At 63.1% G+C, this 15,758-nt stretch carries 8 protein-coding genes and 1 pseudogene; 5 read left to right on the top strand and 4 right to left on the bottom strand.

What is annotated here, in order from left to right; translation table 11 throughout:
* Positions 1–3: 3 nt before the first annotated feature.
* Entirely contained in the window at positions 4–1,464 is a 1,461-nt protein-coding gene (locus ACJASC_RS14875) for an oligosaccharide flippase family protein (RefSeq protein ID WP_415146691.1), read from the bottom strand.
* 125 nt (positions 1,465–1,589) lie between these two features.
* Here ACJASC_RS14875 and ACJASC_RS14870 point away from each other — a divergent pair, with 125 nt between their 5' ends.
* The 5 genes from ACJASC_RS14870 (at position 1,590) to ACJASC_RS14850 (ending at position 11,881) form a co-directional block, all read left to right on the top strand.
* The gene (locus ACJASC_RS14870) at positions 1,590–3,086 is read left to right on the top strand and encodes a hypothetical protein (protein WP_415146690.1); all 1,497 of its coding nucleotides are present in this window, start codon (positions 1,590–1,592) and stop codon (positions 3,084–3,086) included.
* Between the two features lie 61 nt (positions 3,087–3,147).
* Positions 3,148–5,352 carry a GumC family protein gene (locus tag ACJASC_RS14865; RefSeq protein ID WP_415146689.1) on the top strand — a complete coding sequence of 735 codons (2,205 nt, stop codon included), beginning with the start codon at positions 3,148–3,150 and terminating at the stop codon, positions 5,350–5,352.
* Positions 5,336–6,547: a polysaccharide biosynthesis/export family protein gene (locus ACJASC_RS14860; RefSeq protein WP_415146688.1), complete on the top strand. Its 1,212-nt coding sequence runs from the start codon at positions 5,336–5,338 to the stop codon at positions 6,545–6,547. The genes ACJASC_RS14865 and ACJASC_RS14860 overlap by 17 nt, the downstream gene beginning before the upstream one ends.
* 545 nt (positions 6,548–7,092) lie before the next feature.
* Entirely contained in the window at positions 7,093–9,120 is a 2,028-nt protein-coding gene (locus tag ACJASC_RS14855) for an acyltransferase family protein (RefSeq protein WP_415146687.1), read from the top strand.
* 460 nt (positions 9,121–9,580) lie between these two features.
* Complete coding sequence (locus ACJASC_RS14850) at positions 9,581–11,881, top strand: calcium-binding protein (protein ID WP_415146686.1); 2,301 nt, start codon at positions 9,581–9,583, stop codon at positions 11,879–11,881.
* 75 nt (positions 11,882–11,956) lie between these two features.
* Here the strand turns inward: ACJASC_RS14850 and ACJASC_RS14845 are convergent, their stop codons facing one another.
* From ACJASC_RS14845 to istA, 3 genes and pseudogenes are all read right to left on the bottom strand, one after another.
* The gene (locus tag ACJASC_RS14845; RefSeq protein ID WP_415146685.1) at positions 11,957–12,877 is read right to left on the bottom strand and encodes a glycosyltransferase family 2 protein; all 921 of its coding nucleotides are present in this window, start codon (positions 12,875–12,877) and stop codon (positions 11,957–11,959) included.
* Between the two features lie 317 nt (positions 12,878–13,194).
* Complete coding sequence (istB, locus tag ACJASC_RS14840; protein WP_415146684.1) at positions 13,195–13,956, bottom strand: IS21-like element helper ATPase IstB; 762 nt, start codon at positions 13,954–13,956, stop codon at positions 13,195–13,197.
* A pseudogene (gene istA / locus ACJASC_RS14835) lies at positions 13,953–15,441 on the bottom strand (IS21 family transposase). Before istA ends, istB begins: the two are co-directional and overlap by 4 nt.
* Positions 15,442–15,758: the final 317 nt, after the last annotated feature.

Genomic DNA, 15,758 nt, shown 5'->3' with positions numbered 1-15,758 from the left:
GCCTTATCCCGAGAAGGCTGCGAGTTGGAACACCCGCAACCGCGCTGCGACGGCCATGGCGCCAAGGCCGAGGATCACGGCGCTTGCGAGACCGGCCACGAGGGCGATGGTCGGGTCGTCGATCCGGGCGTGAAGCGCCTCGCGCGTGGCATAAAGCACGAGCGCATAGGCCAAGACGAGGATCAGTGCCACCGCAAAGCTTCGCATCGCGGGCCAGACCTTCAGGTTGCCCATCCGGGCGAGGACATAGACCGAACCGAGGCTGAGCAGGGCGCTCGTGCCCGCCTGCGCCCATGCCAGCGCGGCAAGGCCGAAGGGTGCTGCGGCGAAGACCGCGGCGATCGAGACGACGGCGCCGAACATGTTGAACCGCATGACGATGCCGGTGCGACCCATGGCCGCCGCAGCCGGTTCGAGAAGGAACGGCCCGATGGCCAGCACGGCCCGCGCCGCGAGGGCGTAGGTCACGGTCATCGCCGCGAGGTAGGCGGGCTGGAACATCAAGGCGACGAGATCGGCCGCAAAGACGAGGATCACCGCCGCGATGCCCCCGGTCAGGACGGTCACGGTCCCCGCGAAGCGCGCGAGCTGGTTCTCGAAGGAGAGCCCGGCGCGGCCCGCGGCCCCGAACTGGGTCTGCGCAAAGCTGCGCATCGGTTGGGCCACGACGTCCGTGGCCCCCGACGCGACCCGGTTGCCAAAGCGGTACAGGCCGGTCTCGGTGGTCGAGAACATCACGCCCAGCACGAGATCGGCGCCGTATCGCGCCGCGAAGGTCATGATGCGCGCGCCATACAGACCGCCCGAGAACGACATCGCAGTCCGTGCCAGACCCCGGTCGAGAGTGAAGCTCGGCCTTTCGCGCATCGACACGAGATAGAGGGTCGTGCTGACCAGCAGCTTGGCATAGCGAAACGCGACGAGGGCGTAGATCGATTGCCATGACCACAAAAGGACGACGCCCACCACCAGTCCGACGACGTTCTGGGTAAACATCACCAGAAAGTGCCGGTTCACGGCCTGTCGTCGCAGCAGCACCGCCGCGCACCAGGCCTCGATGGAGGCGATCGGCTGCGCCAGAGCGAGCAGGATCAGCACCCAGGCCAGTTCGGACGCCTCGAACACGATGGCGAGCGGCCAAGCCGCGGCGACGAGCAGCAACGCGCCCCCGGCGCCGAGCCCGAACAGCAACCAGAAGCTGGTGTTGAGCACCGAGCGGTCCTCGGCGGGCGAGGTGATGATGAAATGGTAAAACCCGGTATAGGTCAGCGTCTGGATCAGCGTGACGCAGATCACGGCGATGCTGTAGATGCCGTAATCCGCCGGCAGCATGAACCGCGCCGCGAGCAGCATCACGACCAGCATCGTGATCTGTTCGAGACCGCGCGCCGAGAGCGCGAAAGCGGCGAGCGCGATCTTTCGTCCGCGCCGTTGGGGAGGGGGCGTCATAATGGAATCGCTCAAGGCTTCATACTCGTCACATTGCCGTCCGGGCTCTCTATGACGTATCGCGAGGAACTGTTACAGGTGGCCGGGGTCAAATTGAGGCGCTACCCAGCTCTTTTGATTAATGGACGGCGAAAAGCACGATGCAGATCGTTTCGAGTACCTTCATAGCTTTCGCTGTTCTGGCCTTCATCCTCGCCCGGGGGCCGTATCGTGGATTGCTGTTCTTCTTCGCCGTGACGCCGATGGGGGCCATGGCCGCCATCAACCTGCCGGCGCTGGGGGGGACCTCGATCACGGTGATCGATGTCACGGTGGCGGGGCTGTTCGGGCTCGTGCTTCTGGGACGCGACGCGCCAACCTCATCGCTCTTGCGACCGTTCCTGCCGGGGACGCCGGGCGGTTATCTGCTGTTGTTCCTCGTGTATGCCGCCGTGGCCTCTGCGTTCCTGCCGCGGATCTTCGCGGGAGACTCGCTTGTTTTCGGGATCGGGCGGGGCGCCAATGATGACGGGATCGCGCTGACCCCGTTGGGTCCGGGCAACGGCAACCTGTCGCAGATGTATCGCCTGATCCTGGGGTTGATGATCTTTTCGGTCACCGCGGCGCTGATCCGGCGCAGGCCCGACCCCGCGCATGTGCTCAAGCTGATGGTCGTGGCGACGACGGTCAATGTCGCGCTCGGCCTGTTCGACATTCTGAGCTATGCGGCGGGGTTGGAGGCATTGATGGATACGTTCCGCACCGCCAACTACTCCATGGCGATCGGCCACCACATGGCCGGCATGAAGCGGATGGTCGGCGGGTTTCCGGAAGCGTCGGCCTTCGGATATTATTCCATCGGGGTGATGGGGTTCTGGATCAGCTACTGGTTCAGCACCCGCAGCGGCGGGCGTCTGGTGCCGCTGATGCTCTTGATAAGCATCTTCGTCGTGCTGCGCAGCACGTCCTCCTCGACCTATGTCGCAACCCTCGCGTTCTGCGGGATCTTCGCCTTCTTCAACATGACCGGCAGCCTCGGCCAGCTGATCACGCGGCGTGGCGCGACCCTGCTCGTCACCTTCCTTGGATTGGTCCCGCTCGTGATCTACGGGCTGTACCTCTCCTACGAGATGCTGCCCGGCTTCCAGTCCTTCGTCGACCGGTCGCTGCTCGACAAGATGGCGACCGATTCGGGTCAGGAGCGGATGAGCTGGAACACGCAGGCGATCCAGAACATGATCGATACCAATTATCTCGGGACCGGTCTTGGGTCGATGCGCGCCTCGAGCTGGCTTTTCGCCTGTCTCGCCAGCACCGGGATCATCGGCACCTTGCTGCTCCTTGCCTTTCTGGCAAAGTTCTTCCTGATGCGGACCCGAGGCAGCGATCCCGACCGCGATGAGCGGGCGCATCTGGCGCGCGCTTTCAAATACGGCTGCGTGGCGCAGCTGCTGTCGGCGATGTTGAGCCAGCCGACCCCCAATCTGGATTCGTTCTTCTTCGCCATGGCAGGGCTGGCATTCGGACTGAGTTCGGTCGGGAGACAGACTGTTGCCACGTCCGAAGCCGCCGGAACGCCCCCTTTCATGTTGCAGCGCGGCATGCGACACGCCATGGTCGCCCCGGCGGGTGCGCAGAGGGATGTCTCCGGACAATGATGGTCTTCTTGGACGGGAAGTGGAACGGAATTTGACAACTGCGCGACCCGTAGTGCCGGCAGTGAACGCAACCAATGGCAGCCAGGGCGGCGATGAAGGCATCGATCTGTCGATGCTGTTCCGATCCCTGTGGCGACGCAAGTGGATCGTGGTGATTTGCGCCTTGCTGGGGGCCGCGCTCGCCCTTGCGGCCGTGTCGCGCCAGACGCCGCTCTATACCGCGCAAAGCAGCCTGATGCTCGACCCTCGCTCGATCAGGGTCATGTCCGACGAGGCGGTGATTTCCGATCCCGACCTGAATGACGGCTTGATGGAGTCCGCAGTCGCCGTGCTCAGGTCGAACCTGCTGATCGAGGACGTGATCAACAGCTTCGAGCCGGAAGTGCTCGCGCCGCTGGACCCGGTCAGCGCGGCACCCGATGCGGGCGACGGGCTGGGCGCGAGGATCAAGAACGGCATCGACGGCCTCGCACAGACCATCGGGTTGACGCGGGCCGATGCGCCGGAGCCGGTTCCTGCGATCGAGGCCATGTCCGCACAGGACCAGCGGCTGCGCCGACTGGTCGCAAAGATCCGCAGCAGCATCCGCGTCTGGCGCGCGGGGGATTCCTACGTGATCATGATCTCGGTCGAGATGGAATCGCCCGAACTCGCCGCGCTCATCGCCAACCGGATCGCCTCGCAATACATCGACCGATCGGTCCGCGAACGCAGCGAGACCGCACGCGCCGCGGCGACATGGCTCGGCGAACGTACGGCCGAACTGCGCGAGCAGCTCGAGACGGCAGAGGCGCGGGTCGAGGAAATGCGTGTGACGCAGCTCGATGAGGACGGCGTTTCGCTCGAGGCGATTTCGCAGCAGCAGCTTCAGCTCAACACCCAGCTCGCGGTGGCGCAGGCCGATACCGCGTCGGCGACCGCGCGCTACAACCAGATCGAGCGGGTGATGGAAGACGGGGGCATGACCGCGGCGGCGGAATTGGTGACGTCGCCATTCGTGCTGTCCCTGCGGCAGGAGCTGTCGAACCTCGAAAGACAGGATCTGGATCTGGCCTCGCAGTTCGGACCGGAATATCCCGAACGGCAGCGCATCGCGGCCTCGATCGAGCTGACCGAGACCAGCCTCGTCAATGAGGTCAGGTCGATCGTCTCGGGCCTGCGCAACGACGTCGCCGTGGCACAGGCCCGCGAGGCCGTGCTTCGCAGCAGCCTTGCCACGCTCGAAGCCCGGCATGCCGCCGTGTCCCGGGCCTCGACCGATCTGCGTCAACTCGAGCGTGAGGCCGAGTCCGCGCGCAAGACCTATGAGGAGGCGCTGTCGCGCTTCAACGAGACCCGGACCGCCGAGCAGTTCCAGAACCCGGACGCCCGGCTCGTGGAGCGGGCCGTCGTCCCGGCCGGTGCCTCTGCACCGCGCCCCAAGCTGTTCACGGTGTTCGGCGGGATCATCGGTTTTTCGATCGGCCTCGTCCTCGCGTTCCTGTCCGCCTTCATGCGGCGCGGCTTCGGCCTCGCTCACGAGGTCGAGCACGCGACAGGCGTAAGGGTGCTGGCGTCGCTGCCCGCAGGCCGTTGGCGCAGCCGCAGCCGGATGCTGCAGGATCTGGTGAAGGACCCCTATCATGTCTTCGCCGAACGGGTGCGGCAGCTTCGCGCCGTTCTGGGGGGGCCGCGCGGAGAGCGCGCGCCGCGCAGCGTGATCGTCACCTCCGCACTGTCGAGCGAGGGCAAGACGAGCACCGCGCTCGCCCTCGCGCTTTCCGAGGCGCGCAGCGGCAAGAGGACCATCCTGCTCGATCTCGATACGCGGCGCTCTCCTCTTCAGCGTGAACTTGGCCTGACCGGAAGCTATGATCTCGACGCCTATCTGCGCGGGGAGTGCGATATTCAGTCGGCGATCTGTCCCCTGCCGGGGCTCGATTTCGACCTGCTGACGAACATCGCTCCGAACCGGCCGTCGCATCAGGAGATCACCCCCTCCGCGCTGCGCGATCTTCTCGACGTGCTGGGCGAGACCTATGACCGGGTGATCATCGACGCGCCGCCGCTTCTGTCGGTGTCGGAAACGCTGACCTATTGCAGCGAGGCGCAGGCCGTTCTCGTCGTGGTGCGTCACCGGGCGACGTCGGCTCCGGCGTTGCGCGACGCGCTCAAGCGTCTGCGCGACATGCAGATCGAACCCGTGGGGCTGGTCCTGACGATGACCGATCTGCGCGAGGAAAGCATCCAATACGCGGCGGAGCAGTCCTATGCCTACACATCGTAACACCCTCGCACTCGTCACCCTGTCCCTGTTCGTGGGGACGGCGGTGGACGCCGAAAATTATCTGCTGACGCCGGGTGACGAGTTGATGATGTCGCTCTCCGCCTCGGATGAACCCCGTTTGGCCCGTATCGGTCCCGACGGGACAGTGCGGGTCCGTAGCGCGGGCGGCGTGCCCGTCGCCGGGATGACTCTGGATGCGGCCGAGGCCGCGATCGAAGCGGCGGTCGCGGCCTCCGGGATCTTCGTCGCGCCCGACGTGGACATCGCGGTCGACAGCTATGCCCCCATCCTCATCACCGGCGACGTGGCGACACCGGGGCGCTACGATTATCTGCCGCAGCTGACGGTGGAGTCGGCCGCGGGACTGTCGGGCGGTATCTCGAAGGTGAGGGGCGCCGAACGTCTCGATGTTGCGCGCGCGCAAAACCAGATCGATGGCGAACTTCTGACGCTGCGGCTCGATATCATGGCGACGGTCGCGCGGATCGCCCGCCTCGAAGCGGAAATCGACGAGACGACCGATACGGTGGTTCCAAGCGAGGCCCTGCGCCAGTCGGTGCCGGTCACCGACGACGCGGCACTGGCAACGATGGTCGCCGATCAACAGGCGATCCTCGACAACTCCCGCGCCCGCAAGATCGAACTCGTCCAAGGCTGGAACGAGGAAATCGAGGGATTGCTGCGTCAGCAGGAACTGCTGCAGGAGCGCATGCAGCTTCAGGACCAGATCGTGGAATCGCTGCAGGCGGAGTTGTCCAACGCGCAATCCCTCGCGGATCGCGGCCTGGCCACGACGAACTCGCTCAATCGGGCCGAACAGCTTGCCGGGGACGCGCAGGCGCGCACCCTCGAGCTGGAGGCCGCGCTGACCGGTATCGAACGCGGGATTTCTGCGGCCAAGCGTGGCCGTGACGGATTTCTTCGCAACAGCACCGAAGAAGCTCTCCTCGCACTGCGTGCCTCTCGCGAGCAGCTGAATGAATTGCGCGTCCGGTACGGCACGGCCGAGAGCCAGAGCCTTTTGCTTGCCGATGGCAACCTTTCCACGCTTCTGGACGAAGGCGTCTTCGAGGTGGATTACACCTTGATCGACGGGCGCACCGGCGAAGCGCGACGCGACGTGGCAGCTACGACGGCGTTGCAGCCCGGTGATACCGTGCAGGTCCAAGTCTCGCGTGACACGCCCGAAGGCTGAGATCCTCCCGGATTCGGAGCAGGAGACACGCCGCAGGTTCGCCGCTATACCCGGTGGCCGCGGTCGTGCGGCCTGTCGCCACTCGACGAGGGGCGGCGTGGCTGCGAGCTCAGCATGCGAGGAAACGGGCACCCCCGATTTCGGTCGATGTCTGGATATCGCTGCGCGAATTCTGATCCGCTTCTGAAAATGGCAGAAACGATCCGGCTGCCGATCACGAGTCGCATGTGCCAGATTCCCCCCGAATAGAAATCGTCGTGACCGCGACGATCGTGTGATCGTTCGTCGCACGGCGCCCGAAAATCGCGCAAAATACCGAAATTCTATGCAATGCGACGCATGAGGTTTCTTCCAAAGCGTCCTCGGCTGTCGCAATTTGCGGTCTGCTTGCGGCGGCCACATTTCGATAAGCCTCCGGCGTCAGGACAACATCAGATATCCGATGGTCGGGGCAATGACGCATTAACACCAAATTAACCATGTGCTGCCACCTGTCTAACAGGCAGCTTTTGCCAGATTCGCCTTTATTCGCTCAACTTTCATGAATGGATAGCGCAGTGGCATTTGTGGCCGACGAGGGTTCGCAATCTTGTGGTACCAGCGGGAGCGGCAACAACGCCGCGCTACCGGTCGTGCGAACGGAATACAGGCCGGAGATCGATGGGCTTCGCGCTGTCGCGGTCATACCCGTTCTGCTGACCCATGCCGGTTTCACCGCGGTGAGCGGTGGGTTTCTGGGGGTCGATGTCTTCTTCGTCATCAGCGGATATCTCATCACCACGATCCTGCTGCGGGAATTTTCGAAGACGGGCCATGTTTCCATCATGTCATTCTACGAGCGGCGAGCGAGGCGCATCCTTCCCACGCTGTTCGTCGTGACCGCAGTGACGTTCGTGCTGGCATGGATGATAATGTTGCCGAAGGAATTCCGGGATTTCGGACAGAGTGTCGTCGCGAGCGGCGTTTTCCTGTCGAACGTGTTCTTCGCGAGCGAAAGCGATTATTTCGCGTCGGTCAGCGCGTTCAAGCCATTCCTGCACACATGGTCACTCAGCGTCGAAGAGCAATTCTATCTGGTGTTTCCCGTCCTTCTCCTGACGATGGCAAAGTTCAGCCCCGGAAATCTCAAATGGGTCCTGGCCGCCCTTGCCCTTACAAGTTTCTCGGTCGGACTGCACGGTTCGAAGACCGCGCCGACCGAAGCGTTCTTCCTGCCCGCCGGTCGCGCATGGGAGCTTCTGGCGGGTGCCTTGCTGGTCTTCATCAGACCCGCTGCGCCGGCGGACCACGTCCGGCGCCTGATGGCTGATCTGTTTTCCCTGGCCGGTCTCGTTGCGATACTTCTGGCCTATATGCTGCTTGAGGAGACCACCCCTAATCCCGGCGCCGCCACCCTGCTACCGGTCGTAGGCACCTGCGCGATCATCCTGTTCGCGATGCCGGGCACGATGGTCCATCGCTTCTTGACCATGAAGGCGCTGATCGGGATCGGATTGATCAGCTATAGCGCCTATCTTTGGCATCAACCTCTGTTCGTCATGTCTCGGTTCTACTTCATCGAGATTTCCGTGGTCGGATGGTGCGTGTTGATCGGGATCACGCTTCTTCTGGCATGGGCAAGCTGGGCATTCGTAGAGGCACCGTTTCGCAGCAGTGTTCGTATTGGGCGGCGGACGATCCTGATCGGCGGCGGGGCCGGACTTGCGGCCATGGTCGCTGCGGGACTGACCGTTCATCTTGCGGATGGTTTTCCGGGTCGGCTCGATGAACAGCGCCGGTTGGCCGCGATCGGTCAGCAAAGCATCAGTCCTTACCGTGACAGCTGCGGCAACACCTTGCCGCAGGACTTCGAGAGCTTCTGCGTTTTTGGCGACAACGACAAATCTCTCGTCGCCTTTGTCGGCGACAGTCATGGAAAAGAGATTTTCTGGCGCACGACAAAACAGATGGAAGGCCGTGATTACGCGGTACAGGGGTTTCTGTGGAATGGCTGCCTGCCTTTCGCCGCATATGACGAACCGCGCGCCTGCGACATGTTTCTTGAGGCTGCGAAGGCGCATATCCTTGCCTCGGAGAACATCTCGACGGTGGTGTTTTTCGTGAACTGGCAGGCGCATCTGGGATGCGGAAAGTTTTGTGATGAGAACAACTGGTTCGGTGGTGGAGCAGAGCGGGCTCGCGGGATGGAGAAGATCATCCAGACCGAGATCGAAGCCTATCTCGAAGCAGGAAAGGAGGTCGTGCTCAGTGGGCAGATCCCCGGGATGAGGTCGAACATTCCGCATAAGTTGAACGCCCAAGCATTGCGCGGCCTTCCCAATGATCCGGTGGGAATTGCCGAAGCGGAACATGGCGCGCAGGCGGCCCCTTCGAACAGGATGCTCTCCACCCTCGAACGAAAGCTCGGTGTCAGCATCTTTCGACCCAGTCAAACACTGTGCTCGGACGGCTTTTGCAAGGCTACCGATGGCGTCATGCCCCTGTATTTCGATCATGGGCACCTCAATGGGTTCGGGGCGGACAAGCTCGTCGGGCCGCTGCTGCAGGCGATCGATTTGTCCACCTCGATCTGAAAAGGGCTGGGCGAGGGGCGTTGACGATGGGTTGGGTAGCCCCTCTTGGCGGCATTTGTGCGACGTTGCCGCGCCTCTCGGTGAGGGGGACTTTCCGAACGGGGCCCTGACTGTCGGCTCATTGGGGTGTCGAAGCCTTCTCCCTCGACCCGCTATCGCACGACGAACTGGCCCACCTACCATGCAGCGCCGTGCAAGCGCGGTTCGCCATCGGTCTGGTTCCGTTCCGAGATGGCCTGGCATGCGGAAAAGTCTGGCAAGTGATGAGACGAAGCAGTTTTCAGAACTGGTCAGTCATGAATTCAGGGACCGGTCTGACAGATACAGTTCCGAGCCATCACTCGAGAACACGAAAATTTGGCATCAGTTGCACGGAACATTTCTTGATTTGGTCCGACCTTTCGCGCGGGTTGGCCATATTCGGCCCCTAGTTCCTAGCCTTACATAAGAAGGCAGGAACATGATCATGACGGCGCATTCGACGACGGGCTTCAATCTCGGCGTGGCCACCCATTATGGACAAGGTGGCCCTTATGGAGCAACGGCGCGCGCCGACCTCGACGCGGTGGCCGCGAGCTTCGTCCGCGGCGGGCTGAACTGGCACCGAGTCGAAAACAAGGCGGGGCAGTACGATTTCAGCGATCAGCGAAGCAATTATCTCGACTGGGTTCTCGCCAAGGGCGGCGATCCGATCCTGACACTGTTGCCGCAGGGCAATCCGAATTACCAACACGGCAAATGGGCAGCCAGCGACGAGGCCATAGAGGGTTTTGCCAACTACGTACTGGCCGTGCTCGACCGCTTTCCCGATCTCAAGAAGATCGAGATCGGCAACGAGTACAACGGGAAATCGTCGGCCTTCGTGTCAGGAGAAGCGGCAACCGACAACCTGCCTTTCAAGGCGGAGCTGTTCACGCGCCTCCTGAAGGGCGTTTCCGACAAGATCGGAGCCGCTCATCCGGATGTGGAGATCATCGGCGGCGGCCTGCACTCGGTGCCGACCGGCTTCGTGCAGCACCTGATCGATGCAGGCGCCTTCAAATACATGGATACGCTGAGCTTTCACCCTTACGGTCTCACTCCCGAAGCGGCGGGCGAGGCTCTGGACGTTCTCAACAGCGTTCTCGACAAACTGCCGGCTTCCGAGCGACCATCGCTCATGGTCACCGAATTCGGCCAGTCCTCCTTGGTCGGGCCTGAGGGGGCCGACGCGAACTACCTCGTGAAGATGACCGCCGAATTGGCAAGCCACGGGGTGGATTCAGCCGCGTGGTACGCTCTTTATGACGAGGATGGCTCGTCCCATGCCGAAATGGGACTCTACGACAAAGTGGGTGTCACCAACAGCGTCGCGACCGCCTATAAGCATCTCCAGACGCTCGTCGGGGACGGCGGACCGATCCAGCGGGTCGGGACCGACGGGACGCTGCGGGTCTATGACCTTGGCGAAGGTGTCAGCGCCGTTTGGGGTGCGCCCCAGGCTCTGACCTTGACCGGCAACGGCATCTCGGTCCGCGACGTCTATGGGCAAGTGATCGAGCAGCCAAAATTCCTCGATGGCCAAGTGATCTTCGTCGAGGGGCAGGACGTCACCATTCAAGGCCATGGCGCGATCGCCGACAGCTTCCTCGAGTTCGACCTGCAGCAATCGGGTGCGGGCGGCTGGTCCCAGCTTCTGGAGAAGGTCAACGGGCGCGGCGCGGTCATGGAAACGCTTGAAATCATGGGCGGGCAGGAGCGGTCGAACGAGATCTGGAATCCCTTTCTCGGCTCCGGTTGGGCGCGGCCTTTCCGCATGGATCAGGTCGAGGTGCTGGGCGCTGATTTCAGCCGCAATTCGCGCGACGATCGCAATCCGGTCGACCGCTATGTCGCCGAGCAGAGCGGCCCGGTCGACATCGTCGCGAGCTACAGCGTCGCCAAGGCGAGCGCCGACGGCATCGCCGTTTCCGTGCGCCTGAACGGAGCCGAGATCGATCGGCTCGTCACGCGCGACATGGGCGAGCTGACGCTTCGGGGGATCGACCTTGAAAAGGGTGACACCGTGGATTTCGTCGTGGAAGACAACGGCAACGCCAAGGGCGATCTCACGACCAGACATATCAGGCTGTTCGAGCATGATGCCGGACGCAGCGACGAAGATCTGCGGGTCCTCCACGTCAACAGCGACAACATCAACGGCAATGAAGTCGAGGTGAAGTCAGAGCCCTATGCCGTGGAACTCATGCCCGTGGCTCCGGAGATTCCCGAGATGACGGAAGTCTTCGGCAGCAAGGCCAATGACAGGCTGTCTGGCACGGCCGAAGACGACAGGATTCTCGCCCGGGACGGCAATGACTTCGTCTCTGCCGGAAAGGGGGATGATTTTGTGTTCGGGGGAGACGGCAAGGACACTCTACGGGGCCGGGGCGGAGACGATTGGCTCGATGCCGGAGCAGGCAACGATCGGGTTTTCGGGGATCTGGGCCGCGACACCATGATGCTCGGGGCGGGCGACGATTGGTTCCGGGCCGATATGGGTCGAAACGGCGAGAAGTACGCGGATGTTTTCGTGCTCGACGTCTTGAACAACGGGGACGATATCATCCACGATTTTTCCAGGGAGGATCGCATCGACCTTCGTGGCGCGGATTACGATATCGAGTTCCGTGGCAACCGCGATCGCAGCACGGTCGTAGAGATCGAAGATGGTGGCCGGATCTTCCTGCAGGCGTTTTCTCGTGCCGATTACGAGGCGATGAACGGCGACATCTTCCTTTGAACGGGGCCGCGCCCCCGTGGCCGGCTGGACCGCGGGGGCGCAGGGATGCGGCAGTTCCGGTTCGCGGAATGGTCCCTACCGCTTGCGAGAAAGCTGCAATATTCTCTCGGGTGCCGATCGGCCCCGCAGGATGTCGATCAGCGCGAGCCAGTTGCCTTTGACTCGACCGCGACGATCAACCCATGGCTCGGGGCGGAAAGCGCGTGCGTGGTTGGACAGGATGTTTCGCACACCGAGCCGCAGGCCGAACGACAAGGGCATGGAGCCCTTGCGGATCAGGTAATAGGGATTGGCGACCTGGCTGTAGCCCAGCGGGCCGCCATTGCGCTCCCGGCCCACCTTGACGCCGCAATGCACGCCCACCAGCGCATCGCACTTGATCTTGCGACCTTCGAGGCGGCTCGCGAAATCCACATCCTCTTGCCAGCCATAGAGGGGAAGCCGTTCGTCGAATCTCTTGTCGCCGATACGACTGCTGCGCATGGCCATGTTGCAGCCGTAGAGCCCGACCCCGTCGGCCATGAAGGTTTTCGGCTCCGTGACGGCGCCGCTCTGGGTTTCGTCCCATTCGGCGACCATACGCGCCGCTTCGGCCGGAGAGATGCCGCTGCTCTGGATGCCATCGGCAAGCAGGCGCCCGGTCAGCCCGGCAATCTCGGGAAACGCCTCGAAGGCGTTGGCTATGCCTTCGAGAGCGTAGCGGCTGGGGAAGAAGTCGTCGTCGAAGAAGACGATGATGTCGTTCTCGGGAAGCGCGACGTCGAGCGCATGGTTTCTCTGAATGCACAGTCCCTTCGGCGTTTGGAGGACTCGGGTCGGTACGGGCTGCGCGGACCAGTCGATGTCCGAGGGAACGTCATCGGCGCTCGGGACGGAGAGAATGATTTCGTTGGCTGGCAATGTCTGCGCCATCAAGTGAGGGATGAGGCTCCGAATAAGCTCCGGGCGTCCCAGTGAGCAGATGATGACAGCTATTCTTGGTTCCGTTCGACCCATCGAGACTCGTTCCTGTTCAGACAATCGCTAGCTACGCTCTTCTAGCCTAGAGCATCTGAAAACAAGTGGAAGTACACGACCAGGCTTCTGATCCGATCGACGTTGATGATGGGTTGGGTAGCCCCTCCTGACGGCACTCGTGCCACGATGGTCCGGATCGGATCAGGAGGATGTCAACGGCGGACTAAAAACCGGCCACGCGGCGGCGCAAAACCAGGCCAGCGGCGCGGCGGCAAGCGCCATGCCGCGCGCGCTTGCCCCATAGCTGGCGCGTGGCAGGGCGCATTGGCCCGCGGGGCCAATTCATCTGACGAGGATCAGGTGGGGGCTACGGCCTTTCGAGCCCGGCTTTGGCCGAGCTGATAGCTGTCGCCATTCATCTCGAGGATATTGACGTGGTGGGTCAGCCTGTCGAGCAGCGCGCCGGTCAGGCGTTCGGTGCCGAAGGTTTCGCACTCATCGAATGGCAGGTTGCTGGTGATCCTCGTCGAGCCGCGCTCATAGCGCTGCGAGATCACCTCGAACAGGAGTTCGGCGCCGGTCTTCGACAAGGGCACGAAGCCCAGCTCGTCGATGATGGGCAACTTGACGGCGGTCAGTTGCTTTTGCAGGCGAAGCAGGCGGCGCTCGTCGCGGGCCTCCATCAGCTCGCTGACCAGCGCGGCGGCCGTGATGAAGCTGACCGACAGCCCTTTCTGGCAGGCGGCCAGCCCCAGCCCGAGGGCGACATGGGTCTTGCCGGTTCCACTGGGCCCCAAGGCAATGACGTTCTCGCGCCGGTCAATCCATTCGCTCGGGGCGAGTTCCAGCACCTGCATCTTGTTCAGCTTGGGGATCGCCTTGAAATCGAAGCTGTCGAGGCTCTTGGTGGCGGGGAACTTCGCGGCCTTGATACGGCGCTCGACCATCCTGCGCTCGCGGTCGATCAGCTCCAGCTCGACCAGGCGGGCCAGGAACTGGACATGGTCCAGCCCCTCGGTGGCGCACTGGCGGCCGAGCTTCTCATATTCCCGCAGGAAGGTGGGCAGCTTCAGCGTCTTCAAATGATCCGCGAGCAGGATCTTCGGGGTGTCGGTCATGCCGCATTCCCCGACAGCAGGGACATGTAGCTGGCGGCCTTCGTGGTCGCGACGTGAGCGCGCGGCAGATAGGGATAGACGTCGAGGTCCAGCTTCGGCGGCCGTTTCTCGACCTGGCAGAGAACGAGGTGCTTCACGGCATCGAAGCCGACCGCGCCCAATTGCAGGGCCTTCTTCACAGCGGCGTGGAGATCGTCGATGTCGAAGGTCTCCAGCAGGCGCAGGACCTGCACATACTCCCGTCGTCCCGCCTTGGTCATCCGTGCTTCCAACAGGCGGCGCAGGGTCGCGAACGCCGGCGGCAGGTCCCATTCGGCCAAGGGGGCCGCCTGGTCCAGGGCATTGATCTTGCGCTCGATCAGCGGAAGGTAGTGGACCGGGTCAAAGACCATGTCCTCGCGGCCGTAGCAGCGGGGATGGCGTGCGATGATCTGGCCGCCGCAGCCGATCACGACTGCGTCGACATACCCCCTGATCCAGACGTCGCGGTGGCCATAAGCGATCGGCACCGAGTAATCGTTGGTCCTGTAGCGCATCAGCGCTTGGGAGCTGACCCGTCCGGTGGCCTGATGCGCAGGCATCGAACGGTGCGGTCGGCAGGTCGGCCATCGCTGCCAGATCCCGCGCTAGCCGTTCCCCGATGGTCTCGGACTGGCCGCGGAGCACGTCCGCCTGACGCTTGCAGCACTGCCCCGCCAGATAGGCATTGAACGCGTCCCAGCTCGCGAACCACGGGATCGGCACCATGAAGTTGCGGCGGGAGTAGCCGACCAGGCTCTCCGCGTTGCCCTTGTCGTTTCCCTTGCCTGGGCGGCCGTAGCGGTCGCGGAACAGGTAGTGCGACAGAAACCCGCTGAAGAGCGTGGCGCGCTTGCGCGTTCCGTCCGGCAGGATCTTCGCAACCAGGCAGCGGTCGTTGTCGTAGAGGACCGAGGCGGGCACCTTGCCGAAGAAAGCAAAGGCATGGACGTGGCCATCGACCCAGGCTTCCGCTGTCGCCGCGGGATAAGCCCGCACGAAACAGGCATCGCTGTGCGGCAAGTCCATGACGAAGAAATGCGCTTTCTGCTCGACCCCGCCGATGACGACCGCCGCCTCGCCGAAGTCGGCTTGGGCATGACCCGGCGGATGCGTCAGCGGCACGAACATCTCGCGGCCGCGCCGTTCACGCTCCCGCATGTAATCCTTCACGATCGTGTAGCCGCCGCGGAAACCATGCTCGTTACGAAGCCGTTCGAATACCCGCTTGGCCGTGTGCCGCTGCTTGCGATGAACCGCGCGATCCCCTTCCAGCCAGCCTTCGATGATCCCCGTATAGGCATCCAGCTTCGGCCGCTTCACGGGCGCCGTGCGGCGGTAGCCGGGCGGAGCAGAGAACGCCATCATCTTGGCTACGCTGTCGCGCGAGATGTTGAAATGACGCGCCGCCTCTCGCTGGCTCATCCCCTCGGCACAGGCCAGTCGCACCTTGCGATACAAGTCCACGGTGAAAATCCTCCCGCCCTCCCTGCCTCCAGAAAGGGTAAAGGTGGACGACTTTTACGCCGCCCGCAGCAGGCTCACCCCGCCGCTACCATGGCCGACTTTCTCACCGCCGTTCTCAGGAGGATCGTGCAATGAAGGAAGTATCAATCATCGGCGCCGACTTGGCCAAGCAGGTGTTTCAGCTCCACGGAGTGACCTGCTCCCCGCCGGTCCCTCGGTCATAACGAGAGTTTGCGGGTTTGAGATTGGTAGTTGGACTGGTCGTTTCGGGCAAGCGCGCCTGGCGTGGAGCCTTCAAATTGCTCAAGCGCCCGGCG

Source organism: Limimaricola cinnabarinus (genome assembly GCF_047631075.1).
In the GTDB taxonomy this organism is placed as follows: Bacteria; Pseudomonadota; Alphaproteobacteria; order Rhodobacterales; family Rhodobacteraceae; genus Limimaricola; species Limimaricola cinnabarinus.
Note: the sequence above shows the minus strand (reverse complement) of the source record. Positions and strands in the feature narration are given on the sequence as shown.

What these genes read in the sequence shown, in the direction of transcription:
- ACJASC_RS14850 (WP_415146686.1), top strand. Translation starts at nt 9,581, where the DNA reads ATGATCATGACGGCGCATTCGACGACGGGCTTCAATCTCGGCGTGGCC.
- istB (WP_415146684.1), bottom strand. Translation starts at nt 13,956, where the DNA reads ATGACCGACACCCCGAAGATCCTGCTCGCGGATCATTTGAAGACGCTG.
- ACJASC_RS14870 (WP_415146690.1), top strand. Translation starts at nt 1,590, where the DNA reads ATGCAGATCGTTTCGAGTACCTTCATAGCTTTCGCTGTTCTGGCCTTC.
- ACJASC_RS14860 (WP_415146688.1), top strand. Translation starts at nt 5,336, where the DNA reads ATGCCTACACATCGTAACACCCTCGCACTCGTCACCCTGTCCCTGTTC.
- ACJASC_RS14845 (WP_415146685.1), bottom strand. Translation starts at nt 12,877, where the DNA reads ATGGGTCGAACGGAACCAAGAATAGCTGTCATCATCTGCTCACTGGGA.
- ACJASC_RS14855 (WP_415146687.1), top strand. Translation starts at nt 7,093, where the DNA reads ATGGATAGCGCAGTGGCATTTGTGGCCGACGAGGGTTCGCAATCTTGT.